We start from the raw sequence: 7,015 nt of genomic DNA on the forward strand, positions 1-7,015 counted from the left end.
ACAAAGGCACCGTCAAAGCCGCAGGGCAAGAACTCGGCGCAATGAGCGAGGATCAACTCGCCCGTTTCCGTGGTCAGAACGTCGGCATCATCTTCCAGTCCTTCCACCTAGTCCCCAACATGACCGCTCTGGAAAATGTCGCCGTACCTCTTGAGCTTTCTGGTGACCCCAAAGCATTTGACCGCGCGAAGGAAGAGTTGGAAGCCGTTGGCCTTGGCCACCGCCTCAATCACTACCCAACCCAGCTTTCTGGCGGTGAACAGCAACGCGTTGCCGTCGCCCGCGCCCTCGTCACCAACCCTGAAATTCTGATCGCAGATGAACCAACAGGCAATCTGGACGAAACTACTGGTGAGCAAATCATTGAGCTGATGTTCACTGCGCAAGAACGCAAGAACACCACACTCGTTCTCGTCACCCACGATCCGTCTCTGGCAGACCGTTGTCAACGTAAGATCCGGGTGCATTCCGGCACCGTCGAGGAAGAAACACCTGCTGTGCGTGAGGTACGCGCCCAATGAGCCAAAGCAACTCAAACGGTTTCCAGCCCGGCTTTGGCCTTGCAGCCCGTTTTGCCCTGCGCGAAATGCGGGGCGGCCTCAAAGGGTTTTACGTTTTCATCGCCTGTATCGCACTGGGCGTGGCCGCCATTGCTGGCGTTGCCTCCTTTTCCCGTGCGCTGACAGAAGGCATTTCAGCAGAAGGTCAGGCCATCCTTGGCGGCGATCTCGCATTCTCTCTCATTCACCGAGAAGCAACACCAGATCAGCTCGCCCACCTGCAAAGTATGGGCGACATCTCCAGAATCTCCAGCCTGCGCGCGATGGCCCGTACCGACACCGCAGGTAACCAGACACTGGTTGAGCTAAAGGCAGTTGATAATCCCTACCCGTTGATTGGTGAGTTCGACCTCTCCTCTGGCAAGGACCTGCAAGCGACCATCAACGGCAGAACAGAAGGCCTGCGTAATGCTGTGGCTGAAGTTGCCCTACTGGCACGCCTTGGTCTGGAAGTGGGTGACCAGATTGCAGTCGGCAAAACCGAGTTCCGCATCGCCGATACAATTGAGCTGGAACCGGACAAACTCTCGTCAGGCATGACAGTCGGTCCTCGCCTCCTCATCTCTCAGGAAGCATTGCAAGACACTGGCCTGATCCGCCCTGGCTCATTGGTCAACTACACGTACCGCGTCCGCATGGGTGACAACGTGCCGGAAGATCAGCTCCAGCAAGCCATCGACCGCACAAACAGTCAGTTCCCTGATGCTGGTTGGCGTATCCGCTCCAAGTTGGAAGCAGCCCCAAGCCTGCAACGGAACATTCAGCGCTTCGCCCAGTTCCTCACGCTCATCGGCATCACGTCCCTCGTGGTGGGCGGTGTTGGCGTGGCAAACGCTGTGCGCAGTTACATGGATACCCGTCGGGAAGTCATTGCCAGCTTCAAATGCCTCGGCGCATCAGGCGGCTTTGTCTTCAAGGTCTACCTTATTCAGATGATGGTGCTCGCCACTATTGGCATTATCATCGGTATGGCACTGGGTGCTTTGATCCCACTTGTCGCCATGGCAGCCTTGCAATCCATTTTGCCAATCAACGCAGTACAGGCAGTCTACCCGCTTCAGCTGCTGCTTGGCATGGCGTACGGCTATCTCACCGCCCTCGCCTTTGCCCTTTGGCCACTCGGCAGAGCACACGACATCGCACCAACCGTCCTGTTCCGTGATGAAGTCAGCACCCGTAGCCGCTATCCAAAGCCGCTGTATATCGCAGGTGCTGCGGTAACACTGGTTCTGCTTGCTGGCCTTGCCCTTGTCATGGCCTACGACAAAACCATCGCCATCATCTTCATCGGCGCATGTACAGGCACATATCTGCTATTGCTCGTCGTGGCCCGCCTCATTATGGCCGCAGCCCGGAAGGTGCCAACAGTCCGCTCTACAGAGCTGCGTCTGGCGATCACCAACATCTACCGCCCCGGCGCACTGACACCATCCGTAGTGCTCTCACTCGGCCTCGGCTTGTCACTGCTGGTTGCTTTGGCTCTGATTGATGGCAATCTACGCCGTGAACTCAATCAAGCCGCTCAGGAACAGGCTCCAAGCTTCTTCTTCGTCGATATTCAAAACCACGAGAAAGACGCCTTCGAAGCTCTCGTTACTGAAAAAGCAGCAGGCACAGAGTTCAACGCAGTTCCAATGCTGCGCGGAAACATCGTCGCGCTGAAAGACATCCCTGCCTCAGACTATCCCGCTCCACCAGAAGCGGAGTGGATCCTGCGCGGCGACCGCGGCATCACATATTCTGAAACCCTGCCTGAAAACTCCGTCGTGACAGCAGGCGAATGGTGGCCGAAGGATTACACCGGTGAACCGCTTGTATCCTTCTCTGACGACAACGCCCGCGAGCTGGGCTTGAGTGTAGGCGATAAGATCACAGTCAACGTGCTTGGACGTCAGATCTCTGCGAAAATTGCGAACTTCCGCACGGTGGACTGGGAAAGCATGTCCATCAACTTCGTGATGATCTTCTCACCAAACACTTTCGCAGGCGCTCCGCACACCCATCTGGCAACCGTCGGCTGGCCGGGCGAAGCCACCTTGCAACAAGAGCTTGACCTACTGAAGGAAGTCACACAGGCCTTCCCGACGATCACCTCGATCCGAGTGAAAGATGCCATCGCACAGGTAAATGACCTTGTCGGTCAGCTAGCATGGGCCATCCGTGGCGCCTCCTCCATCACACTCCTCGCAAGTGTACTGGTTCTGGCAGGTGCATTGGCAGCAGGCCATCAAAGCCGCATCTATGATGCAGTTATCCTGAAAACACTGGGCGCCACACGCGGACGTCTCATCAAGGCATACATTCTGGAATACCTGATCCTTGGTGGCACCACCGCAATCTTCGCCCTCTTTACAGGCTCGCTAGCGGCTTACTTCATCATCACAGGTGTGATGGAAGGCAGCTTCACCCTTCTGCCCGTAACGGCCATCACCGCCATTATCGGCGCTCTCATCTTCACAGTAGGCTTCGGTTTGCTGGGCACTTGGAGAGTGTTGGGAGAAAAACCTGCACCCGTTTTACGAAATCTGTAAAACTCCGTGGACTGCATCAAGTAAAAAAGCGTTGATCGACGCAGATGCAGTCCACATCTCTCAGAATTATGAGTTAACAGACCAACTCTTCTATTTTCCGGCTAAGGTCTTGCACCGCCAGCAACATTACAACTGGTTAATAATAGGGTCCGGTTTTACCAAGTTTATACCAAAAGACCTTGCTTTAAGGGGCGATTTTACAAAAATCGGCAGGGTGCACTCTTGTCTTACGCCCTTTTTCCCACCATATTTGCTGATATGTAACTCGGGTCAGTCACCCGTGCTGTTTGGTATGACCAACAGCAAACACGTGTTTAACAAGAGAGAGGATCCACATGGCGACCTTCGACCGCAATAATTCTACGCGGTATGGAATGGCTGGCTCTCATGCCAATGCAGCCGCATTTGACGCTGGTCTGCGCGCCTACATGCTTCGCGTTTACAACTACATGGCAGTCGGTGTTGCAATCACCGGTGTGCTCGCACTGCTCACCTCAATGATGGCGACGACGACTGATCCATCTATGGCAGCAGCTCAGATGGGTAATACTTTGCTCACCAGCCTTGGTGTTGCACTGTATGGTAGCCCGCTGAAGTGGGTTGTTATGCTTGCTCCACTTGGTTTCGTGTTCTTCCTGAGCGCACGGATCAATAAGATGAGCGCATCCGCTGCACAAATGACCTTCTGGGCATTTGCAGCTTTGATGGGTGTTTCTCTCTCATCGATCTTCATCGTTTACACCGGCAACTCCATTGCTCGTGTATTCTTCATCTCTGCAGCTTCCTTTGGCGCGCTGAGCCTGTTCGGCTACACCACCAAGAAAGACCTCTCCGCTTGGGGTTCCTTCTTGTTCATGGGCCTCATCGGCATCATCATCGCGTCTGTGGTCAACCTCTTCCTTGCGTCTTCTGCTCTGCAGTTCGCAATCTCCGTGGTTGGCGTTCTGGTATTCGCAGGCCTCACCGCCTACGACACCCAGCAGATCAAGGAAATGTATGCAGCTGTTGATGACAGCGAAGTAGCAGGCAAGAAAGCCATTATGGGCGCGCTGCGTCTGTACCTGGACTTCATCAACCTGTTCATGATGCTTCTGTCCCTGTTCGGCAACCGCGAGTAATCGCAGCAGCCATCAGGCGTACAAATCAGAAAAAGCCCGAGGCATCCGCCCCGGGCTTTTTTCTTGGCCAAATGACAGCGCAGATATAGGCTTCAAGCTGGCATCAGAAACACAATCGGCTGCAGGACACCAAATGTACGGACCGCTCTCACTGTTCCATTGGTATGAACGCAAGGTTTTCCAGTTCAAGGACTTTCACAAAGCCCACCCAACCATGGCCGAGCGCTACCATATGATCGCAAGCATAGTGGCTGTCATCGCCACTATCGCCGCTGCCATCTACCTGCCAGTTCTGCTGATACCTGCAGGAATTGCCTATGTTTTGCAGTCCCCACTTAGCTACATAATCAATCGGGCCAAAGAGAAACGAAACGACGTTTACAACTCCGCATTCCCGAGTAAGCGATGGTACGCCGACTCAAATCACTGGAAACATCACCAGCTACAATTCGCAGTCGTAAAAGCTGTATTCCCTGATTTATAGCCAGTTAAATGCATCCAACACGCACAGATAACCACAACGTAACCGCTTAGTTTTCAGGGGTACAACCAAATTTCACTAGCCAAGATCAATAAGAGGTTTTATTTTCTTAACGTAGCGTACCATATGTTTTTCTAAGCAATTTTCTGCTTGTTCCAACAGCATTTGTAGGGGCAAAAAATGCCAAGACACTCGCCTTGTGCCATCGCCAATGAATTTCTGAGACGCCGAGGCAGCTCTGAATACCCATCTCAGATGTACATTCAAAAACTCGTTGCCATCGCCAACGGCTGGAACCTCGCAATCAACGGCGAGCCATTGGTGAACTCAGCTCCCCAAGCTTGGAAAAATGGCCCAGTATTTCGGCAGATATGGGATTTCATAAAGGAAGGTGGGCACAAAGGCCCCAATTGTGAAATTGCAGATCCCGTCACCGGCCAGATCGTCACTGGTCGCATCAACGGTAGTGAGCAAGACATCATTGATCACGTCTGGAAGAAGTACCGTAACTACACGCCGCAGCAACTGTCAGATCTCACCCATCAAGCGAATTCTCCATGGGCCCATGCCTACTTCGAAAAGGGGAGAAACGCAGAAATCGATACAGAACGCACCCGACAATATTACATCAAACTCGCCTTAGCGGGCCGCTCTCACGCAGAAGAAGAGCAGTCCATACAAACAGCGGGTCGGATCAATGCCGCCTAACGATACATTCGAGGACACACTCGAAAAGCCACTCACTGTGGATGACATCGACGCAGCCGTCTCCAAGCTCCCTATTGAGGTGGACCCACCCGCCAAGATCGGGTTCGAGCAGCTGCTGAAAGACCGTCAGGCCCTGTCTGACGACAACACCCTGCTTCAAAACGAGCTGATGGAGCTTAAGTCACGGCTCGCGACCAAGCAGGAGCTGGACGCCCTCATCAAACCCTACGCAGGCAAAGCCTACTGGTTCATGTGCGTGTATTGCGGCACAGTTGCCCTCATCCTCGTGCTGGCAGGCTTCAAAAATGTCTATGGCAACTCGTTCAATCTGGCCGACAGCGTACTGGAGTTCCTCGTTGGCAGCACCGCAACCACTGTCATCGGCCTGGTCGGCATGGTGCTCACCGGCATCTTTGTGGGCGCTCGAAAATAGCGCCCCACACGCTCTACAGCGTATCTCCGAAAAGTGGAAACCGATTTTCGGATAAAGATACGCAAAAACAAAGACTAAAGCAGTTCAGGTGTTTCAACTTAAATGCGAACTGCTTTAATGACCGGATAACACCAACACCTTGACTGGGAAGGCCAACGCCTGGAACCGCAAGATCAACGCATGCATCATCGAGGTAGCATCTACCATGTGATAGTAAAGGCCGCCCCAGAACCCAAACTCACCCGCTGCAATCTGCTCACCATAATTGCTGTAGGCATTGGCAATGCACTTGCTGCCGGGAGGAATACCATTCGTATCACCGGGATAAAGCGGCTCCATGATCACCAGCAAGGTTCCCGGACGCGCAACATCCTGCGCATCCACCAGCTGATCCGTCGGACGGAACTGACCTGAGGAGATAAAGTCCTGTGTGTCCACCACGACCATCGGAATAACCTCAAACGGCCGCGATGCACAGGTGATCTCTGCCGCCATGCCAACCTTGATCACAGTAGCAGTAATCTGCCCAAAGCCCGCCTGAAACCGCCCATACCCCGTCGTAGAAGGTACGAGAATACCAGCAGGACGTAGGATCGGGCTTACAATATCACCCGGCTGAAGAATGAACTGCGTGATCACACCATCAACGCCAGCATAAACAAACTTCTTGTGATAGGCGGATTCCGCCTGATGCAGCCGCGCAATCGCACTGGTCCGCTGTGCAGGCAGGCTCACGGTAATCTTCGTCTGCACGATATCCCGGTTAGCAACAGCCGCATCCAGCTGTCCTTTGCGCACAACCACCTGATTTTCGCGCGTATCAATTTCTTTCTGCGTCACAACATCAGAATTACGGCGTTGCAGATCCAGCGTCCGCTCCAACTCACTGACGGATTGATTATAGGCGCCCTGCGCCTGAGAGATCATGGCTTCCGCACTGATCAGCTCAGAGTTCGCCAGCTGGATCTCAGCATCAATTTCATCTACTTCACTCTGCGCCGTATCCACCTGAGCTTTCTCAGTAGAGGAATCCAGCGTAAACAGCAGTTGCCCGGCCTTCACATGCTGGTTGTTCTCCACCACCACCAGATCAACCCGCCCCGCCGTTTCCGGCAGGATGGAGACAGTGCGGTAAAGCGACAGCACGTTGGACGTGGTTGGGTGATAGAAGAAAACCAGCGTGA

General features: G+C 53.7%; 7 protein-coding genes. 6 read left to right on the plus strand and 1 reads right to left on the minus strand.

Annotated features, from left to right (window positions below; translation table 11 throughout):
* The 6 genes from PPL9_RS15215 to PPL9_RS15240 form a co-directional block, all read left to right on the plus strand.
* A partial coding sequence (locus tag PPL9_RS15215) for an ATP-binding cassette domain-containing protein (RefSeq protein WP_057463486.1) occupies window positions 1-521 on the plus strand: 521 nt, incomplete at its 5' end.
* Complete coding sequence (locus PPL9_RS15220) at window positions 518-3,091, plus strand: ABC transporter permease (protein ID WP_057463487.1); 2,574 nt, start codon at window positions 518-520, stop codon at window positions 3,089-3,091. The genes PPL9_RS15215 and PPL9_RS15220, both read left to right, overlap by 4 nt.
* Before the next feature lie 335 nt (window positions 3,092-3,426).
* Window positions 3,427-4,209, plus strand: coding sequence for a Bax inhibitor-1/YccA family protein (locus PPL9_RS15225; RefSeq protein ID WP_057463488.1), 783 nt, complete (start codon window positions 3,427-3,429; stop codon window positions 4,207-4,209).
* A gap of 133 nt (window positions 4,210-4,342) precedes the next feature.
* Window positions 4,343-4,693: a hypothetical protein gene (locus tag PPL9_RS15230; RefSeq protein WP_057463489.1), complete on the plus strand. Its 351-nt coding sequence runs from the start codon at window positions 4,343-4,345 to the stop codon at window positions 4,691-4,693.
* A gap of 177 nt (window positions 4,694-4,870) precedes the next feature.
* Window positions 4,871-5,398 carry a Panacea domain-containing protein gene (locus tag PPL9_RS15235; protein WP_208980967.1) on the plus strand — a complete coding sequence of 176 codons (528 nt, stop codon included), beginning with the start codon at window positions 4,871-4,873 and terminating at the stop codon, window positions 5,396-5,398.
* A complete protein-coding gene (locus tag PPL9_RS15240) occupies window positions 5,388-5,831 on the plus strand; it encodes a hypothetical protein (RefSeq protein ID WP_057463491.1) in 444 nt (147 codons plus the stop codon). The genes PPL9_RS15235 and PPL9_RS15240 overlap by 11 nt, the downstream gene beginning before the upstream one ends.
* Before the next feature lie 114 nt (window positions 5,832-5,945).
* On the opposite strand, the gene PPL9_RS15245 is transcribed toward PPL9_RS15240, so the two are convergent.
* A partial coding sequence (locus PPL9_RS15245; protein ID WP_082596889.1) for a biotin/lipoyl-binding protein occupies window positions 5,946-7,015 on the minus strand: 1,070 nt, incomplete at its 5' end.

The sequence above is a fragment of the Pseudovibrio sp. POLY-S9 genome, from assembly GCF_001431305.1.
Taxonomy (GTDB): domain Bacteria; phylum Pseudomonadota; class Alphaproteobacteria; order Rhizobiales; family Stappiaceae; genus Pseudovibrio.

Bases quoted from the DNA above. Each gene is read 5' to 3' on its own strand.
- PPL9_RS15220 (WP_057463487.1), top strand. From the start codon at position 518: ATGAGCCAAAGCAACTCAAACGGTTTCCAGCCCGGCTTTGGCCTTGCA.
- PPL9_RS15225 (WP_057463488.1), top strand. From the start codon at position 3,427: ATGGCGACCTTCGACCGCAATAATTCTACGCGGTATGGAATGGCTGGC.
- PPL9_RS15230 (WP_057463489.1), top strand. From the start codon at position 4,343: ATGTACGGACCGCTCTCACTGTTCCATTGGTATGAACGCAAGGTTTTC.
- PPL9_RS15235 (WP_208980967.1), top strand. From the start codon at position 4,871: ATGCCAAGACACTCGCCTTGTGCCATCGCCAATGAATTTCTGAGACGC.
- PPL9_RS15240 (WP_057463491.1), top strand. From the start codon at position 5,388: ATGCCGCCTAACGATACATTCGAGGACACACTCGAAAAGCCACTCACT.